The organism is Rhodococcus sp. CH91 (assembly GCF_022554085.1).
In the GTDB taxonomy this organism is placed as follows: Bacteria; Actinomycetota; Actinomycetes; order Mycobacteriales; family Mycobacteriaceae; genus Rhodococcus.
Window position 1 is genome coordinate 105,194 of sequence record NZ_JAKFYR010000008.1, and the last position, 17,264, is coordinate 122,457.

Below are 17,264 nucleotides of genomic sequence, written 5' to 3' on the forward strand. Positions count from 1 at the left end.
CACTGCCTCCGTAGATGTGACGTTTGTGACCGATGGGACGCGGGGAACGATATACGACGATCCCGCCGAGTCACAGCCCGCGTCCGGCGAGCACCGATCGGCAGCGTTTCAGCCGGTCGTGCCACCACTCGACCCGGTTCGGCGCAGCTCGTACGGCACCGAGCAGCTCCGGGTCCGGCGCGACGGAGACGACCTCCAGAGACCCCTCCGACATGTGCAGAGGCGGGGCGACGTCGGCGGTGAAGAAACCGCCCGTACCCAGCCCACATGCGTACGGAAGTTCGGGCAGCGCCGCAGCCGCCGCGAGTCCGGTGGCGATTCCCACGACCGAGTCGAGGGCACTGGATACGACCACCTCCACCCCGTGGGCGGACAGTTCGCCGGCGAGGTCGACGAGCCGGCGGACACCCCCGAGCGGCGCCACCTTCACGACGGCGACATCGGCTCCGCCGGCGCGCACGACGCGCAGCGGATCGTCGGCCCGGCGGATGCTCTCGTCCGCGGCCACCCGGATGCCGGGCACGCGGCGTCTGAGTTCCACGAGCTCGGGCACGCTCGCACAGGGCTGCTCGGCGTATTCGAGCGGCCCGTCCGCCGTGAGCGCGGTCAGTGCCCGGGCGGCCTCGTCCACCGTCCAGCCACCGTTCGCGTCGATCCGCACGGCGGGGACGAGTTCGCGCACGGCCCGGACGCGGGCGAGGTCCTGCGCGAGATCCTGGCCCGGCTCGGCGACCTTCACCTTCGCGGTACGCGCGCCGGGGAACCGGGCGAGCACATCCGGAACGCGGTCGGGGCCGACCGCCGGCACCGTCGCGTTGACCGCGATCCGGCTTCTGCGCGGAGCGGGACGGCCCTGCCACGCGGCTTCGATCGCCGACTGCAGCCAATAGGCCGCTTCGTCGTCGCCGTACTCGGGGAAGGGCCCGAACTCTCCCCACCCGGCGGGACCGTGCAGGAGCAGCACCTCCCGGGCGGTGATCCCACGGAACCGGACGCGCATGGGCAGCGACACCACGACCGCGCCGTCGAGCAGTTCGTCGACGGTCGGCAGCATCGGAGAGGTCACGGCTGTCCCGGCAGCAACTGGATCATCAGGGCCTCGCAGTCGGCGAGGAGCGTGCCGTCGGCCTCGCGCAGCTCGGCCACACAGAAGATCTTGCGGCCCTCGACGCGTTCGACCCGGCCCTCGACGACGAGCTCCTTCTCCAAGGGCGTGATCTTGCGGTAGTTGACGTGGAGATAGCCGGTGCGCGCGATGGGATGACCGGACGCGTGGACGACCATGCCGAACAGGTCGTCGAACAGCAGGGGCAGAGTTCCACCGTGCGCCGCTCCGTTGCCGCCGCGGTGGTAGATACGGAAGACGCCGCGGGATCGGACCGACTCCGCATCGGCCTTCTCGATCTTCCAGGGCAGCATCAGCAGGCTGCCTCGTCCGGGCAGGCCGGGATTGAAACCGGCCGGGGATCGGCCTTCGGGAACGCGATAGGGCTCGAGCAGATCACCGAGCGCTTCGGCATGGTCGATCGCGCGATCGATGACCTCGTCGGGCGCATGCGTGGACACTGCGAGGTCCTGCAGATGCCGCAGCGCTTCGACGAAACGCCCGAAGTTCGGGCCCGCCTCCACCGGTTCGTAGACCGGGAAACCGCCGTGGTGGTTGTGGTCGTCGCGACCGGCAGTCGTATCGGTGGCCCGGCCCGGCTCGGTCTGCTCGCTCATGAAGATGCACGTTATCGGGCTCGCGGCCCGGCCGTTCGGTTGCCCGGCCATCTAAGGTGACGACGTGACCTTCGATCCAGAACTGTGGCGCCCGGTACCCGGGTTCGAGAACCTCACCGACATCACGTACCACCGACACGTCACGCAGGGCACGGTCCGCGTCGCGTTCGACCGTCCCGAGGTGCGGAACGCCTTCCGTCCCCACACGGTCGACGAGCTCTACCGTGCACTCGACCACGCACGCACCACGTCGGACGTCGGCGTGGTGCTGCTGACCGGCAACGGGCCGAGCCCGAAGGACGGCGGCTGGGCCTTCTGCTCCGGCGGCGACCAGCGGATCCGCGGCCGCAGCGGCTACCAGTACGCGAGCGGCGAGACCGCCGACACCGTCGACAAGGCACGCGCGGGCAGATTGCACATCCTCGAGGTGCAACGGCTCATCCGCTTCATGCCGAAGGTCGTCATCGCCCTCGTCAACGGGTGGGCTGCCGGCGGCGGCCACAGCCTGCACGTGACCTGCGACCTGACGCTCGCCTCCCGCGAGCACGCCAGGTTCAAGCAGACCGACGCCGATGTGGGCAGCTTCGACGGCGGCTACGGCAGCGCCTATCTGGCCAAGATGGTCGGCCAGAAGTTCGCGCGGGAGATCTTCTTCCTCGGCGAGACGTACACGGCCGAGGAGATGCACCACATGGGTGCGGTGAACAAGGTCGTCGACCACGACGAGCTCGAGAACGTGGCGCTCGACTGGGCGCGGAAGATCAACGGCAAGTCGCCGCAGGCACAGCGGATGCTGAAGTACGCCTTCAATCTGCAGGACGACGGACTCGTCGGGCAGCAGTTGTTCGCCGGCGAGGCCACGCGCCTGGCGTACATGACGGACGAGGCGGTCGAGGGTCGCGACGCTTTCCTCGAGAAGCGCGATCCCGACTGGTCGCCCTACCCGCACTATTACTGACCCCGATGCAGTGAACCGTCCTTCGCCTACCCCCGAGGGGGCGCGAAGGACGGTTCACCGAGTGGAGAAGCCGACGGAATGTCAGGCGCAGTCCCTGCAGTAGGCCTGCTCGCCCGCAGCCGTGGCGCGCCGGCTGTGGTGCTGGACCAGGAAGCAGCCCATGCACGTGAACTCGTCGGACTGCTTCGGCAGGACCTGGACGGACAGTTCCTCGGCCGACAGCGCCGAGAGGTCGGCGCCCGGCAGGTCGAGGGTCTCGAGGATCTCCCCCTCGTCGGTGTCGGCGGCCGCGGTGGGCTTCAGGTCCAGTTCGTCCAGGGCAGTGCCACCGCCACCCAGAATATCGGTGGTGCGGGGAGCGTCGTAGTCGGTCGCCATGGCAGTTCTCCTCACTCGTATCGGTCCGGCGTTCCCCACGAAGCACTGTTCGCGCTTGTCGGTGAATTCCGCATGTGGCAGTCCGGCGCGTTCACACCGTTGCCGTCAGTTATGTCCCACCAGGAGCTTCGTCAAACGTCATAGGTAGAGTTACGTTCAGGGAGTGTGGTCTCGGGCACACTGTGGGTCATGACCGATCGCCAGAGCCCCCCAACAGCTCACACCCGGCCCGAGGGCGTCTCCGACGCCACCGTCGACGCGACGGGAAAGCTCTCCGAGGCCCTCGAGACCGTCGAGCGGGCACGGGGCCATCTCTACGCCTTCCATCAGCTGATGGGTCACGCCGACCTGCTCGCCGGTGAGGCGGCGGATCTGCTGCACGAGGCCGGGCACGAGGAGATCGCCGAGCGACTCCTCGACGAGATCATCGGACGCAACATCGCCGAGGGCCGATGGACCTTCCAGCTCGTCGAGGAGTTCGACGACGGCTACTGGGCGGGTTTCCGGGAGTTCGAGAAGCGAGTGCGCGACGAACTGGTCGCGGGCCGCCGCCATCTGTTCGAGGCGGAGATGAAGGAAGCGCGACGCACCCCGGGGCGGCGCCGGCACGAAGCCCGCCCGGCGGAAGGACAGTGACATGGAGATCCTCAGCAGCCGCACCATCCTCCGGCCGCGTGACTACGACGCCGCGCTGGACTTCTACGGATCCACCCTCGGGCTGGCCGTCGCTCGCGAGTACCCGGGAGGCACCGTCTTCTTCGCCGGCCAGTCGTCGATCGAGATCGCCGCGCACGGTCGTTCCGACGGCGACGAGGTCTTCCACGGCGCACTGTGGCTCCAGGTGCGGGACGTCTACGAGGCGGAGGCCGAGCTGACACGGAAAGGGCTCCGCATCGTCCGCAGCGCACAGCAGGAGCCCTGGGGACTGCACGAGCTGTGGATCGCCGACCCCGACGGAATCCCGATCGTGCTGGTGCAGATACCGGAGGATCATCCTCTGCGACGCGATCTCCGCTGACGGACAGCGGTACCCGATCCGCCCGGATCCAGTCGCGAGCAGCCGGTGATCTTGCACACAAGCCGGTCGGTCCGCTCTCGTCTCCGCTCATGGTCGGAGTACGAACAACCCCCGTGGACCGGTGACGACGCCCGGAGTTCACATGCCCGTCGCTGTACATTCACGTGCCCGCTACCCCACAATCGACAGACGTGACCGCAGAGTTCGTCGTGCTCCTGGTGGTGGTCGTCACTGCCCTCGCATTCGATTTCACCAACGGCTTCCACGACACCGGCAATGCCATGGCGACATCCATCGCCACCGGCGCCCTCAAACCCAAGACCGCGGTCACCCTGTCCGCGACCCTGAACCTGGTAGGCGCCTTCCTGTCCGTGGAAGTCGCCGCAACCGTCGCGAAGGGTGTCGTCGACCTCGACACCGTCGGCGGTACCGACCTGTTGCTCATCGTCTTCGCGGGTCTGGTCGGCGCGATCCTCTGGAACATCGCGACCTGGCTGTTCGGACTGCCGTCGAGTTCCTCGCACGCCCTGTTCGGTGGCCTCGTCGGCGCCGCGCTCGCGTCGATAGGCGTCCAGGGCGTGGTGTGGGACGGAGTCCTGGGCAAGGTGCTGCTTCCCGCCGTGCTCGCACCCGTCATCGCGGCGCTCGTGTCCACGGTGGGCATCTGGTCGATGCACCGTCTCACCCGCTCGATCTCCACCGAGCATCGCGACCGGGGTTTCCGGATGGGCCAGATCGGCACCGCTTCCCTGATGTCGCTCGCCCACGGCACCAACGACGCGCAGAAGACGATGGGCGTGATCTTCCTGGCACTCGTGGCGCACGGCAGCATCACCGCCGAGACCGAGATGCCGTTCTGGGTGAAGGTCGCGTGTGCGATCGCGATCGCGCTGGGCACCTATCTCGGTGGATGGCGCATCATCCGCACGCTCGGCAAGGGTCTCGTCGAGATCGCTCCGCCGCAGGGTCTGGCCGCCGAGTCGTCGTCGGCCGCCATCATCCTCACCTCGAGCCATTTCGGTCTGCCGCTGTCGACCACGCATGTGGCCACCGGATCGATCCTGGGGACCGGGCTGGGCACCAAGGGCGCCGAGGTGCGCTGGTCGGTGGCCCGCCGGATGGTGGTCGCATGGCTCATCACCCTGCCGTGCGCCGCGGTCGTCGGAGCCGTCTGCTGGGCGATCGCCCACGTGATCGGCGGAATGCCCGGCGTGCTCGTGGTCTTCGCCATCCTCTGCGGCCTGGCCCTGCTCATGTGGGTCCGCTCGCGTCGGCAGCCCGTCGACGCCTCCAATGTCACCGCCGACTGGGACGACGACTCGCTCGCCCCGGCCCCGGGTGCCTCCGAAACGTTCTCCGGGGAAGGACGCCCGTGAACCTGCTGACACACACCCTCGACTCGTTGTGGCAGGTCGTCCTCGTCGGCCTGGTCCTCGGAGCGGGTCTGCCCTCCCTGTTCGCACTGGGAGTCCGGGCGCTCGACACCGGCTCCGGTGGGGGCACAGCGTCACCGGCGGCCAAGGCGGCCGCCGTGCTGTGCTTCGCCGTCGTGGCCTGCGCGGTCCTCGCAGGAATCCTCCTGCTGGCCGGCGACTTCCTCTCCGGAACGTTCGGCATAGACATCTTCTGATTCGACATCTTCTGATCGGAGTGACGGGTGGCTCTCCCGCCGTTTCTCGCTTCCATCGTCGAGTGGCTCCGTGCCGGCTACCCCGAAGGGGTACCGGAACAGGACTACGTCCCGCTCTTCGCCCTCCTCGCGCGGCGCCTGTCCGACGAGGAGGTCTCGCAGATCGCCGACACCCTCATCGAGGAGGGTGATCTCCCGGTGACCCGCATCGACATCGCAGTTCTGGTCAGCAGGGTCACCAACAACATGCCGTCGCCCGAGGACGTCGATCGTGTCCGCCGCCAGCTCGAGGCGGGCGGGTGGGACACGAAACAATACGATCTGTGAACACGCTCGAGCTGCTTCCCGTTCCCGCCGGCGCCGCCGTCCGCGGCGTGCTGCCCATCCTGCAGCGGATGCTCGACGGCAGCGGCCCTGCCCTGCTCCCCGTTCCGGACGGGGACGACCGGGAGACCCGCCGGCTCGTCGACGCGCTGTGTCCCGGTGATCCCGTCGCCGGCGATGTCGGACTGGTGGTCGCGACCTCCGGTACGACCGGCACCCCCAAAGGAGCTCAGCTCTCCGCCGCCGCACTGCGCGCGAGCGGGGAGGCCACACACGCCCGGCTGGGCGGGCCGGGCTCGTGGCTGCTGGCCCTGCCCGCCCATCACATCGCCGGAATGCAGGTGCTGGTGCGCAGCGTGCTCGGCGGAACCGAACCCGTCGTCGTGGATGTGTCCGCCGGTTTCGATCCCGGCGACCTTCCGGCCGCGGTGGACGCCATGCCCGGACCTCGCCGGTACACCTCGATGGTCCCCACTCAGCTCGTCAAGGCTCTCGACCATCCCGGCGCCGTCACGGCGCTCGCCCGCCTCGATGCGATCCTGCTCGGCGGTGCCGCGACTCCCCTACCGATTCTGGAACGCGCCCGCACCGCCGGGCTCACGGTCGTGCGCACCTACGGCATGAGCGAGACGTGCGGAGGATGCGTCTACGAGGGTGTACCGCTCGACGGGGTGCACGTGCGCGTCGACGACGACTCACGCGTATGGCTCGGGGGCACCACGCTCGCCTCGGGTTACCGAGGTCTCCCCGACCATCCGGCCTTCGCCGTACCCGGCTGGTTCCGCACCGACGACGCGGGCACCCTCGAGGACGGGGTCCTGCGCATCCGGGGACGGCTGGACGAGGCCATCTCCACGGGCGGGCTCACCGTGGTCCCCCAGGTGGTCGAAGCCGTGCTGGCCGAGCATCCGGGTGTCCGGGAGGTCGCGGTGGTGGGTCTTCCCGACGAGCGTCTCGGCCAGCGGGTGACCGCTGTCGTCGTGCCCGCGGCGGGCGGCGCGCCGACGCTCGCGGAACTGCGCGAGCACGTCGAGGCCTCACTCGACGCCACCGCGGCTCCGCGCGAACTGCAGGTGGTGGACGCCTTGCCGCTCCGCGGCCCCGGCAAGGTCGATCGTCGGGCCCTCGTCGCGCGCTTCTCCTGAGAGGTATGCGCGGCTCGGGTGCCCGGAACCGGGTGCGAAGATCGACCCATGGCAACGGCTGGTCAATGGCTCGAAGGCGCTCGACCGCGCACCCTCCCCAATGCGATAGCACCCGTCCTCGCGGGCACGGGTGCCGCCGCGGCACTCGGCGAGGCCGTGTGGTGGAAGGCGCTGCTGGCACTCGTCGTGGCCCTCGGCCTGATCATCGGCGTGAACTTCGCCAACGACTATTCCGACGGTATCCGCGGCACCGACGACGAACGGGTCGGCCCGATGCGGCTGGTGGGTTCGGGGGCGGCGAGCCCGGGAGCGGTCAAGCGGGCGGCCTTCGTGTGCTTCGGCATCGCGATGGTCGCCGGACTCGCCCTGGCCGTCACCAGCGCGTGGTGGCTCGTGGTCGTCGGCGCGATCTGCATCGCCGGAGCCTGGTACTACACCGGCGGGAAGAACCCGTACGGCTACAGCGGATTCGGCGAGATCGGTGTCTTCGTCTTCTTCGGGCTCGTCGCGGTCCTGGGCACACAGTTCGTGCAGGCGGGCCGAGTCGACTGGGTGGGTCTGGCCTGCGCCGTCGCCGTCGGGTCGATCTCGACGGCGGTGCTGGTGACGAACAATCTCCGCGACATCGTCACCGACGCGCAGACCGGGAAGCGCACCCTCGCGGTGAAGCTGGGCGACAGCCGGACCCGCCGGCTGCATCTCGTGCTCGTCACCGTGCCCTTCGTGATGTCGCTCGTGCTGGTCGCCGCGACCCCCTGGGCGCTCGCCGGATTCCTCGCAGCCCCCTTCGCGATCCGGGCGCACCGGCCGGTGCGTGCCGGGGCGGTCGGACTCGCCCTGATCCCCGCGCTGAGCGATTCGGGGATCGCGATGCTCGTGTGGGCGGTGGCCACCGCACCCGCGCTGGCCTTCGGCTGACCCGCGCGGGTGGTGGGAGGGATCAGTCCCGGTCCGGCACCACCAGACCGAGGACGAAGTTGACGATCGCGATGATCACGGCGCCCCACAGGGCCGCCCAGAAGCCGCTGATCGTGAGGCCGTAGTCCGTGAACTGGCTCAACCATGCGGTGAGCAGGAGCATCAGGGCGTTGACCACCAGCAGGAACAGGCCGAGGGTGAGGATCACCAGCGGCAGCGACAGCAGCTTGACCAGCGGTTTGACGAGCGCATTGACGATCGTGAAGATCACGGCGAGCACGAGGAGGGCGATGATCCGTCCGGTCGTGTCGGTGGTTCCCTCCGGATCGGTGAAGTCGATTCCGTCGACGAGTTCGACTGCGAGCCACAGGCCCACAGCGTTGATGATCAACCGCAGCAACAGAGAAATCATGGTGCCACTGTGGCACACGGGGACCGTGGGGGACCGGGCGAATCGGGCGTGCCCGGGATACCCGCTCCCCCTCGGCGACCACCCCGCGACGACCGGTAGCCTCGACGAGCGTGCGTTCACGTCTGCTCCCTCTGCTCGTCGCCGTAGCCGGCCTCCTTCTCGTCGTCGCCGGTGCGGTATCCGCCTGGCTCGACAGTCCTGAGGCGACGGTCACCACCGCCTCCGGACAACCGGCTCCGACGGCCGAGGGGGTGGACGAGGCGCGGAGCAATCTGCAGCGTGCGGGATTGCCGTTGTCGGTGCTCGACGGCGGCGTCGGGCAGCTCACCGACGGCAGCGTCCAGCTCGACGACGGCGCCCACCAGCTCTCGGACGGTCTTCGACAGGCCCGCGAGGGCGGGGAGCAGCTCGCCGAGGGACTCGGCATGCTCGACGGCGGTGTGGATCTGCTCGGCGACGGTGCGCGCCAGGTCAGCGGCGGGGTCGACGAGGTCGTCGGCAGACTCTCCGGTTTCGGTGAGATGCAGGGCGAGGTGACCGACCAGCTCTCGTCCGTCGCGGCCACTCTCGGGGCGTCGCCGGATCCGGTCTCGCAGCAGGCGGCAGGCCGGCTGCGGGAGCTCGTCGGCACCCTGAACACGCAGGGACTCGGGCCGGACACCCTCGACCAGCTCGGACAGCTGCGCGACGGAGCCCGTCAGCTCGCCTACGAACTCACCGATCCGAACGCCCAGTTCGTCGCCGGTATGGCGCAGGCCGCAGACGGCTCACGGCAGCTGCGCGACGGCCTGGTGCTTCTCGACGACGGTGGGCGGGCCCTGACGGACGGGACGGGTCAGCTCGTCGACGGGGTCGGGCCGGTGGCCGACGTCGTGGGCGGTATCGCGGACAACGTCCGATCCGCCACCGAAGCGCTGCCGCGCAGCGCCGCGGCCGGCGCCACGGACGTTCAGGCCGATGCGGCGGTCACGACAGCCGATCGTCAGTGGTGGCCCTATGCGGTGCTCGCGCTCGGCGTGATCCTGCTCGTCGCAGCGGTCGCCCTCTCGCTCGTCCCCGGCTCGGTGTCCGCCGCTGTCTCGCAGCAGACGGTCCGGCACCGCCGTTCGGAGGACTGACGGCGGCGACCGTCAGGCAGCGGCGTCCAGATGGCTGGCGAGGCGTCGCCTCAGCCGGTCGCGGTCGGTCCGGGATTCGACGAGCCCCGTGGTGGACGGATCGTCGCAGCGCAGCAATCCGAGCAGGATGTGCTCGGTGCGGATGACGCGTTCGCGACGTGCGATCGCCTCCCTCAGCGCGAGTTCGAGGGACTTCTTCGCGGCACGCTCGAAGGGAAGGTGGCCGAAGCGCTGCGCGAGTCCCCGGCGGCCGGGGCCGTCGTCGTCGAGGACTCCTTCGCCGAAGGTGGCTTCGAGGCGTGCCCGCACCTGGTCGAGGTCGATTCCGATCGCGTCGAGCGCCTCGGCGTCCTCCGGGCCGAGCGATGCGCCGCCGGTCTGTGCAGCGCAGTCCGAACGCAGTCCGTCGACGGTGAGACCACAGTCGGCGAGCAGTATCCGCAGCGGCTCGTCCGCGGAGACGGCGGCACCGACGAGCAGATGCGACGCCCGGATGCGGGGGGCGTGGACACGCACCGCCTCCTGTTGCGCTGCGACGACGGTGGACCGGGCACCGTCTGCGAATCGTTCGAACATGTCGATCACCTGCGCTTCCGGTTGTATTTCTGGTGGACGGCCTGGCGGCTGACCTCGAGTTCGTCGGCGATGGCCTGCCACGACCAGCCCTGTTCGCGAGCATTCGCGACCTGGACGGCCTCGAGCCGTTCCAGGAGACGACGCAGGGCGCGTACTGCGCGGAGACCCACCGCGGGATCGGAGGCGGCGGCAGCAGCTGCGAGGGACGTGGCTTCACTCATGGTGTCAATATAGGTTGACACGCGGGACGCGTCAACGAAAATTGACAGAGTCGCTGCGGGGCGGCGTGGTCAGCCCTCGGGCCCCGTCACCCCTCGGGCCCCGTCATCCCTCGATCCACTGCCCGGTGGACGCGAACTTCTCCAGAGTCGACAGGGGTGCGTCGAGATCCATACCTTCGGCGGCGACCCACTCGTCGGAGAAATAGGTGTCGGTGTAGCGTTCGCCGCCGTCGCACAGCAGCGTGACGACACTGCCCGGACGACCGGCGGCGAGCATCTCGGCGATCAGGCCGAACGCGCCCCACAGGTTCGTGCCGGTCGAGCCCCCCACCCGACGTCCGAGCACGGCGCTCGCGTGACGCATGGCGGCGATCGAAGCCGCATCCGGCACCCGGATCATCCGGTCGACGACCTCCGGCACGAAGGACGGCTCGACGCGCGGGCGGCCGATCCCCTCGATGCGCGAGGGCATCCCGGTCGTGTAATCGGCCGAACCGGTCTCGTAGCCACCGAAGAACGCCGAGTTCTCGGGATCGACGACGGCCAGTCGCGTCCGGTGGCGGCGGTAGCGGATGTACCTGCCGAGGGTCGCGCTCGTGCCGCCGGTCCCGGCCCCCACGACGATCCACTCGGGCACGGGATGCCGCTCCAGGCGCATCTGCGAGAAGATGCTCTCGGCGATGTTGTTGTTGCCCCGCCAGTCGGTGACCCGCTCGGCATTCGTGAACTGGTCCATGAAGCAGCCGCCGAGTTCGTCCGCGAGGCGCTGCGCCTCGCTGTAGATCTCCGGCGGCCGGTCGATGTAGTGGCAGCGTCCCCCGTGCGCCTCGATGAGAGCGACCTTCGCCGGCGAGGTGCGGCGCGGCACGACGGCCACGAAGTCGAGCCCGAGCAGCCGGGCGAAATACGCCTCGCTCACCGCGGTGGACCCGGACGACGCCTCGATGATCGGGGTGCCCTCGCGGATCCAGCCGTTACACAGGGCGTACAGGAAGAGCGAGCGCGCGAGCCTGTGCTTGAGACTGCCCGTGATGTGAGTCGACTCGTCCTTGAGGTAGAGATCGATCCGCCATTCGGCGGGCAGCGGGTAGCGCAGCAGGTGGGTGTCGGCACTGCGCTGAGCATCGGCCTCGATGAGGCGGACGGCGTTGTCGACCCAGTCCCGGGGGACGCTGCGGTCGACGACAGCACCGGCTCCGGTCACCGACCGTCCTCGCCGCGGAGGCGGTTCTCGAGGTCGGCGCGCTCGGAGCGGCGACGTTCGTCGACCGCGGCGATGCCCTCGTTGACGCGCCGCCGCAGCGACGAGAACAACACGAGCGAGACGGGCAGAGCGATGAGGACCGCGAAGAGGGCGGCGACGAGAAGTGGGATTTCCACTCCGAAGATGCGCGGAAGATAGAGAATGAGCAGTGTGAGCGCGACGACGAGGGCGAGCCGGGCCACCGAGTACAGCGCGACATCCCGGATCAACGAGCCCGTCCCCGTCGGACGACCGGCTGCGGTCGCACCGTCGGTGCGGGGGTGTGGAGTGCGCTGAGAAGGGGTATCCGAGGAATCGTTCCGGCGTTCGTCGTTCACACGTCCAGGGTAACCGGCGCCGCAGAAGACGCGTTCCGGCCCGATTTTCCCTTTTGCCGATGGTCCGTCCGTTTTGTCTATTACTTCCGCTTTACCAACCGTAGACCGTTCGAGCAACCAGGGGTTCCGGTGCCACCATGTGCTTGGACATCCCGATCGAACAACTCGATCACGTCGAACAACTCGATCACGACAACCGGGAGGACATTCGCAATGAGCGCACCCACTTTCAACGGCGCGAAGGAATCCCTGCTGACCCCGGGACAGGTGGCGGCACTGTTCCATGTGGATCCCAAGACCGTCACACGGTGGGCCCACGCCGGACGGTTGGGTTCACTGCGGACCCCTGGTGGGCACCGCCGTTTCCGTGAGTCCGAGGTTCTCGCCCTCCTGCGTTCGCTGACGACCGAAGCGACACGCTGAGTCGGGCCGTCGGCACCTCCACCCGTTCCACCAGCCCACCTGCCGGACGTCTTTCCGGACACATAGAATGTGGACAAACCGGTCTGCGCTCGGCGCATGGGCCGGGGTGCACGGCGAGGAACATCCCCGTCCGGCACCACCACGGTCAGGAGGTGCAACGTGCTCTATCTGTTGGCACTCGTCGGTGCTGTGACACTCGCGGTCCTGCTGTGGAAGACGTACGGTCCCGCCTCTCGTCCTCCGACACGGGTGGTGGGACCGGACGACGATCCGGATTTCCTCTGGAAGGTCGATCGCGAGGTGAATCGCCGGCGCGGTGGCAGCGAAGGCACGCCCGACTCCGATCAGGAACGCGGCGACTGACGGCCGGTACGGGGCCGGTGCCCCGGGAAGTCGTCGGCGATCTCGGCGGCCAGGTTCAGCAGTGCACGTCGTGTGCCCGACTGCAGACGTTCCAGTTCGATCTCCGCTCCTTCTTCGAGGTGCGGGTCGAAGGGTAGGACGTGGACGGCTCGACAGCGCTGTTCGAAATGACGGACGACGAGATCGAGGTCGACCTTGCCCGATCTCGGACGCACCGCGTTCACCACGGCCACCGACCGCTCGACGAGCTCGCGGTAACCGTGGGCGTCGAGCCAATCCAGGGTGGCCGAGGCGCTCCTCGCTCCGTCCACCGAACCGGAGCTGACCACGACGAGGCTGTCGGCGTTCTGCAGAACGGCGCTCATCGCCGAATGCAGGAGTCCGGTTCCGCAGTCCGTGAGAACGATGCTGTAGAACCGTTCGAGCAGCGCCAGGGTGCGCTCGTAGTCGTCGGCGCTGAAGGCTTCCGAGACCGCGGGATCGGTGTCCGACGCGAGCACCTCGAGACGGTGCGTGTTCTGCGAGGTGTAGGCCCGGACGTTCGCGTAGGTCTCCAGCAGATGCTCGTCCCGCAACAGCGTGCGCACGGTGGCCGGGGTCTCCGCGGCGACCTTCTGGCTCAGTGTGCCGCGATCCGGATTCGCGTCGACCGCGATGATCCGGTCACCGCGCAGATGCGCGAAGGTCGAGCCCAGGGTAACCGTGGTGGTCGTCTTCCCCACTCCGCCCTTGAGACTCAGCAGTGCGATCCGGTAGCAGCCGTGCAACGGAGCCCTCACCCGGTCGGCCAGTTCTTCCCTGCGCTGCTCCCTACCGCTCTCCCCTACGTGCAGACGACCACCGGTCGCGCGGTAGACGGCGCGGCGCCAGCCCGCGCGGGGCGGCGCCGCAACGCGACGTACCAGCAGTGACGAATCGAGCGCCGTCGAATCCGGAGCCTTCGTGTCCGGCGACGAATCCATCGCGTTCTCCCCCCCGTCGACCGAGATGACGACGGGCAGGACGATAGCAGCCTCAGTTGAGGCCGGCGTACGAGTGCAGACCCGAGACGACCATGTTGATGATGAACAGGTTGAACAGCACCGTGACGAAGCCGACGACGTTGATCCAGGCTGCGCGGGTGTTGCGCCAGCCGGAGGTCGCGCGGGCGTGCAGATAGGCGGCGTAGATCACCCAGGAGATGAACGAGACCGTCTCCTTCGGATCCCAGCCCCAGAAGCGTCCCCATGCCGCCTCGGCCCAGATCGCGCCGAGGATGATGCCTGCGCCGAAGAGCGGGAAGCCGATGATCGTGGTCCGGTAGGCGAGCCGATCGAGGCTCTGGGCGTCGGGCAGACGCTCCGCGATCGTCGCGAGCACGCCCGTGCGGTGCTCACCCTTGGGGTAGCGGATGCGCAGAAGGAACAGCAGGCTCGCGACACCCGAGACGAGGAAGATGCCGCTGCCGACGCTGATGATCGTCACGTGGATCGGCAGCCAGAACGAGCGGAGGGCGGGAACCACCGGAGCGGCGTCGGCATACAGCACCGTCGCCGCGAGGAACATCAGGATCAGGACGGGTACCAGCAGGTAGACCCACAGGGTGCGGTAGGCCGGCTTGCGCAGGAGGACCAACCCGGCGACGACGGCAGCGGTGCAGGCCATCGAGACGAACTCGTACATGTTGCCGAGCGGGAACCGTTCGGTGGCCAGACCGCGCAGCACGATCGATGCGATCTGCAGACCGGCGACCACGACGACCAGCGCGCGTCCCATGTTGCCGAGACGCAGGGACAGGGGGCGCTTGGGCGTCTCGTCGACCCGTCCCGGTCCCGCCGGCCGTTCGGTGGCGGACCCCTGGCCGGCGGCGACGAGTTCGCGCTCCCGCTGCGCTACGACGTCGGCCCGGTGGGTCGCGTACTCGGCGATCAGCAACACCAGAGCCAGCACGAGCACCGCGAAGGCCGATTCGAAAGCCCAGTCGCTGTACCGCGCGAGGGTGTCGTTCTGTGTCATCAGTTCTTCTTCTCCTGTGCCGCCGGGGAGGAGGGAGCATCGTCACCGAGGAGTCGCTCGACCAGACGGTCGAACTCGTCTCCCCATCCGGCCTGGTCGGTTCGTGCGAGACCACCGAGTTCTACTACGGTTCGTCGTTCACCGTCGTTCACTGTACCGCCCGGATATGCCCGCGCCCATACTCTGCGACGTTTGACCAGCAGCGACACGAGCAGTCCGCCCATCATGAAGATCGCCGCGACGAGCACCCATTGCTGCGCGGGGTCGTGCGAGACCTGCAGGTTGACGAAATCCGTGGCGCTGTCGAAGCGGACCTGCGTCCCGTCGGGAAGCGTGACGCTCTCCCCCGGGCGGAGATTGACGCGGTCCTGCTTGACGAGGCGCCCCTGATTGATCAGTTCCTTGTTGAGCGAGAACAGCGACTGCGGGTTTCCGGTGTCGAGACCCGAGTCCCCCTTGTAGACGTCGATCGCGACGGCCGGGTCGAGCATGGCCGGGAAGGTCGACGTCAGCAGCGTGCCGTGGAAGGACGCCGTCGGGGCGAACAGTCCCTCGATCGCGATCTGGTTCTTCCGGCGCTCGTCGGCGTCGGGGAACATGCCTCCCGGCGGATCGAAACGCATCGCACCGCTGCTGAGGAAGGTCGTCGCATCCTCGGGCGCCCACTGCAGCCTCTCGGTGCGGGTCTCGCCGTTCGGCCAGGTGACGGTGAAGGTCGGGGCGTAGCCGTGGCCCTGCAGGTAGACGCGATCGCTGCCGACGCGGAGCGGATGATTGACCTTCAGCTGCGCGTCGCGCCAGGTGTTCGTGACGAGGTCCTCGCCGTACTGGTACTCGATGTCGGAGGTGAACATCTCCGCCTGCCCGTTGTCGAGATAGTCGGCGGCGAAGGTGTGCACGCGCACGCACAACGGGTTCAGGCCGGTTCCGTCGATCGTGGTGCCGGCGATGAACGAATCGAAGGACGCCGGCGAGGTCGTGCAGAACTCCTCGCCGTCGGCGACCAGGATGCGCTGGCCCTCGTAGCCGAGGAGCTTGCCGGCGGCGACGGCGACGAGCAGCCCGACGAGGGAGATGTGGAAGACCAGGTTGCCCGCCTCCCGCAGATAGCCCTTCTCCGCCGACAGGGTCACCTCGCCGTCACGCCCCCGGGCGCCGCCTTCGCGCCGTACGACCTTCCATCCGCGCAGCTGCGCCTGGATGCGGTCGAGCACCGCCTCGGGGGTCTCGTCCACGGTGGTCTCCGCATGGTGCGGAAGACGCTTCAGGTTGCGGGGCGCGGCGACCGGCGGTGTCCGCAGGGCGCGCAGATGCTCGCCGCAGCGCGGCAGGATGCAGCCGACCAGGGACACGAACAGCAGGACGTAGATCGCGGTGAACCAGAAACTGCCGAAGACGTCGAACAGTTCGAGCCGATCCATGATCGGCCCGAGGGTCGGACGCGCCGCGATGTACTCGTCGACCTTCTGGGTGTTGAGGTTGCGCTGCGGCAGCAGCGCGCCCGGGATCGCGGCGAGCGCGAGCAGGAACAGCAGCACCAGGGCGGTACGCATCGACGTCAGACCACGCCAGGTGTTGCGCACGAGGGCCGCCGCACGTCCGAGGGCGCTCTGTCGCGGCGGAGGCGACGGCTGCGATGCGGGGGTGGGGGTGTCTGTCGCGGTCATACTGGCAGCACTACTTCCGAGATGAACGAGTCCCGCACCCAGGACACGAACAGGTCCCACGCGCCGGTGACGAGAGCGATACCGACGGCCAGGAGCATCAGGCCGCCGACGATTTGCACGGTACGCGCGTGGGTGCGCAGCCAGCCGACCCCGCGCAGAGCCCGCGCCGATCCGAGCGCGAGCACGACGAACGGTAGGCCCAGGCCGAGGCAGTACGCCACGATCAGTGTCACCCCGCGTGCCGCGGTGGTGCCCTCGGTGCCGGCCGCGAGCGAGATCACCCCGGCGAGGGTGGGGCCGAGGCACGGAGTCCAGCCGAGAGCGAAGACCGCACCGAGCAGAGGCGCGCCGGCCAGATTCGAGATGCGGCGCGGTGCTGGTCGGGTATCGCGCTGCAGGGCGGGGATGAGGCCGAGGAAGACCAGGCCCATCACGATGGTGACGACACCACCGATGCGCATGAGGAGTTCACGGTTGACGGCGAGCGCCGAGATCGCACCGAAGATCGACGCGGTCGCGAGGACGAACACGACGGTGAAACCGGCCACGAACAGTGCCGCCGCGCCCGCCACGCGAAGCCGGCCGTCGTCGCGCACCTTCGTCGCGCGTGTTCCTGCCTGCTCGGCGGTGACCGCGGGGGCCTCGGCCCCCACCACTCCGGCGAGATAGGACAGATAGCCGGGGACGAGCGGGACGACACAGGGAGATGCGAAGGAGACGAGACCGGCGAGCAGGCACGCGCCCATCGCCAGCAGCAACGGACCCGACAGGGCCGTGTTCTGGAAGGCTTCCCCGACACCCGACGCAAGGATCAC

The 17,264-nt window shown here is 68.8% G+C and carries 23 protein-coding genes; 11 read left to right on the top strand and 12 right to left on the bottom strand.

The genetic code is table 11. From position 1 onward, the window contains the following. Nucleotides 1–70: 70 nt before the first annotated feature. Both MOM01_RS16215 and MOM01_RS16220 read right to left on the bottom strand, forming a co-directional pair. Nucleotides 71–1,054, bottom strand: coding sequence for an o-succinylbenzoate synthase (locus MOM01_RS16215; RefSeq protein ID WP_277609854.1), 984 nt, complete (start codon nucleotides 1,052–1,054; stop codon nucleotides 71–73). Nucleotides 1,055–1,062: 8 nt separating this feature from the next. Then, nucleotides 1,063–1,722, bottom strand: coding sequence for a PaaI family thioesterase (locus tag MOM01_RS16220; RefSeq protein ID WP_241386455.1), 660 nt, complete (start codon nucleotides 1,720–1,722; stop codon nucleotides 1,063–1,065). Between the two features lie 64 nt (nucleotides 1,723–1,786). Here MOM01_RS16220 and MOM01_RS16225 point away from each other — a divergent pair, with 64 nt between their 5' ends. Then, nucleotides 1,787–2,680: a 1,4-dihydroxy-2-naphthoyl-CoA synthase gene (locus MOM01_RS16225; protein ID WP_241386456.1), complete on the top strand. Its 894-nt coding sequence runs from the start codon at nucleotides 1,787–1,789 to the stop codon at nucleotides 2,678–2,680. A gap of 81 nt (nucleotides 2,681–2,761) precedes the next feature. On the opposite strand, the gene MOM01_RS16230 is transcribed toward MOM01_RS16225, so the two are convergent. Then, complete coding sequence (locus MOM01_RS16230) at nucleotides 2,762–3,058, bottom strand: DUF4193 domain-containing protein (RefSeq protein ID WP_241386457.1); 297 nt, start codon at nucleotides 3,056–3,058, stop codon at nucleotides 2,762–2,764. 189 nt (nucleotides 3,059–3,247) lie between these two features. On the opposite strand from MOM01_RS16230, the gene MOM01_RS16235 reads away from it, so the two are divergent. From MOM01_RS16235 to MOM01_RS16265, 7 genes are all read left to right on the top strand, one after another. After that, on the top strand, nucleotides 3,248–3,694 hold the full coding sequence (locus MOM01_RS16235) for a hypothetical protein (RefSeq protein ID WP_241386458.1): 447 nt from the start codon (nucleotides 3,248–3,250) through the stop codon (nucleotides 3,692–3,694). Nucleotide 3,695: 1 nt separating this feature from the next. Continuing rightward, a complete protein-coding gene (locus MOM01_RS16240) occupies nucleotides 3,696–4,076 on the top strand; it encodes a VOC family protein (RefSeq protein WP_241386459.1) in 381 nt (126 codons plus the stop codon). Nucleotides 4,077–4,267: 191 nt separating this feature from the next. After that, nucleotides 4,268–5,452 carry an inorganic phosphate transporter gene (locus tag MOM01_RS16245; protein ID WP_241386460.1) on the top strand — a complete coding sequence of 395 codons (1,185 nt, stop codon included), beginning with the start codon at nucleotides 4,268–4,270 and terminating at the stop codon, nucleotides 5,450–5,452. Further along, nucleotides 5,449–5,706 carry a hypothetical protein gene (locus tag MOM01_RS16250; protein WP_241386461.1) on the top strand — a complete coding sequence of 86 codons (258 nt, stop codon included), beginning with the start codon at nucleotides 5,449–5,451 and terminating at the stop codon, nucleotides 5,704–5,706. The genes MOM01_RS16245 and MOM01_RS16250 overlap by 4 nt, the downstream gene beginning before the upstream one ends. 27 nt (nucleotides 5,707–5,733) lie before the next feature. Further along, the gene (locus tag MOM01_RS16255; RefSeq protein WP_241386462.1) at nucleotides 5,734–6,033 is read left to right on the top strand and encodes a DUF3349 domain-containing protein; all 300 of its coding nucleotides are present in this window, start codon (nucleotides 5,734–5,736) and stop codon (nucleotides 6,031–6,033) included. Further along, nucleotides 6,030–7,175, top strand: coding sequence for an o-succinylbenzoate--CoA ligase (gene menE, locus MOM01_RS16260; protein ID WP_241386463.1), 1,146 nt, complete (start codon nucleotides 6,030–6,032; stop codon nucleotides 7,173–7,175). The genes MOM01_RS16255 and menE overlap by 4 nt, the downstream gene beginning before the upstream one ends. Before the next feature lie 48 nt (nucleotides 7,176–7,223). Further along, entirely contained in the window at nucleotides 7,224–8,093 is an 870-nt protein-coding gene (locus MOM01_RS16265) for a 1,4-dihydroxy-2-naphthoate polyprenyltransferase (protein WP_241386464.1), read from the top strand. Between the two features lie 22 nt (nucleotides 8,094–8,115). Here MOM01_RS16265 and MOM01_RS16270 read toward each other — a convergent pair whose 3' ends face one another. Further along, nucleotides 8,116–8,505: a phage holin family protein gene (locus tag MOM01_RS16270; protein WP_241386465.1), complete on the bottom strand. Its 390-nt coding sequence runs from the start codon at nucleotides 8,503–8,505 to the stop codon at nucleotides 8,116–8,118. A gap of 110 nt (nucleotides 8,506–8,615) precedes the next feature. Between MOM01_RS16270 and MOM01_RS16275 the strand changes: the two genes are divergently transcribed. Beyond that, on the top strand, nucleotides 8,616–9,623 hold the full coding sequence (locus tag MOM01_RS16275) for a hypothetical protein (RefSeq protein WP_241386466.1): 1,008 nt from the start codon (nucleotides 8,616–8,618) through the stop codon (nucleotides 9,621–9,623). A 12-nt stretch (nucleotides 9,624–9,635) separates the two neighbouring features. Here the strand turns inward: MOM01_RS16275 and MOM01_RS16280 are convergent, their stop codons facing one another. From MOM01_RS16280 to MOM01_RS16295, 4 genes are all read right to left on the bottom strand, one after another. Continuing rightward, nucleotides 9,636–10,199, bottom strand: a complete 564-nt coding sequence (locus tag MOM01_RS16280) for a Clp protease N-terminal domain-containing protein (RefSeq protein ID WP_241386467.1) — start codon at nucleotides 10,197–10,199, stop codon at nucleotides 9,636–9,638. Nucleotides 10,200–10,204: 5 nt separating this feature from the next. Further along, entirely contained in the window at nucleotides 10,205–10,420 is a 216-nt protein-coding gene (locus MOM01_RS16285) for an HTH domain-containing protein (protein ID WP_241386468.1), read from the bottom strand. A 103-nt stretch (nucleotides 10,421–10,523) separates the two neighbouring features. Next, on the bottom strand, nucleotides 10,524–11,624 hold the full coding sequence (locus tag MOM01_RS16290) for a PLP-dependent cysteine synthase family protein (RefSeq protein ID WP_241386469.1): 1,101 nt from the start codon (nucleotides 11,622–11,624) through the stop codon (nucleotides 10,524–10,526). Then, complete coding sequence (locus MOM01_RS16295; protein ID WP_241386470.1) at nucleotides 11,621–12,001, bottom strand: DUF4229 domain-containing protein; 381 nt, start codon at nucleotides 11,999–12,001, stop codon at nucleotides 11,621–11,623. Before MOM01_RS16295 ends, MOM01_RS16290 begins: the two co-directional genes overlap by 4 nt. A 213-nt stretch (nucleotides 12,002–12,214) precedes the next feature. Here MOM01_RS16295 and MOM01_RS16300 point away from each other — a divergent pair, with 213 nt between their 5' ends. Continuing rightward, entirely contained in the window at nucleotides 12,215–12,424 is a 210-nt protein-coding gene (locus tag MOM01_RS16300) for a BldC family transcriptional regulator (RefSeq protein WP_006552323.1), read from the top strand. A gap of 159 nt (nucleotides 12,425–12,583) precedes the next feature. Next, the gene (locus MOM01_RS16305; RefSeq protein WP_241386471.1) at nucleotides 12,584–12,787 is read left to right on the top strand and encodes a hypothetical protein; all 204 of its coding nucleotides are present in this window, start codon (nucleotides 12,584–12,586) and stop codon (nucleotides 12,785–12,787) included. Here the strand turns inward: MOM01_RS16305 and MOM01_RS16310 are convergent. Genes MOM01_RS16310 through MOM01_RS16325 form a run of 4 tightly spaced genes read right to left on the bottom strand, consistent with a single transcriptional unit; the run spans nucleotide 12,769 to nucleotide 17,264 of the window. Beyond that, the gene (locus MOM01_RS16310; RefSeq protein WP_241386472.1) at nucleotides 12,769–13,749 is read right to left on the bottom strand and encodes a MinD/ParA family ATP-binding protein; all 981 of its coding nucleotides are present in this window, start codon (nucleotides 13,747–13,749) and stop codon (nucleotides 12,769–12,771) included. The two genes, MOM01_RS16305 and MOM01_RS16310, sit on opposite strands and share 19 nt — an antisense overlap. Nucleotides 13,750–13,801: 52 nt before the next feature. Then, nucleotides 13,802–14,782, bottom strand: coding sequence for a c-type cytochrome biogenesis protein CcsB (ccsB, locus tag MOM01_RS16315; protein ID WP_241386473.1), 981 nt, complete (start codon nucleotides 14,780–14,782; stop codon nucleotides 13,802–13,804). After that, complete coding sequence (resB, locus tag MOM01_RS16320) at nucleotides 14,782–16,449, bottom strand: cytochrome c biogenesis protein ResB (RefSeq protein WP_241386474.1); 1,668 nt, start codon at nucleotides 16,447–16,449, stop codon at nucleotides 14,782–14,784. Before resB ends, ccsB begins: the two co-directional genes overlap by 1 nt. After that, nucleotides 16,446–17,264, bottom strand: coding sequence for a cytochrome c biogenesis CcdA family protein (locus tag MOM01_RS16325; RefSeq protein ID WP_241386475.1), 819 nt, complete (start codon nucleotides 17,262–17,264; stop codon nucleotides 16,446–16,448). The genes resB and MOM01_RS16325 overlap by 4 nt, the downstream gene beginning before the upstream one ends.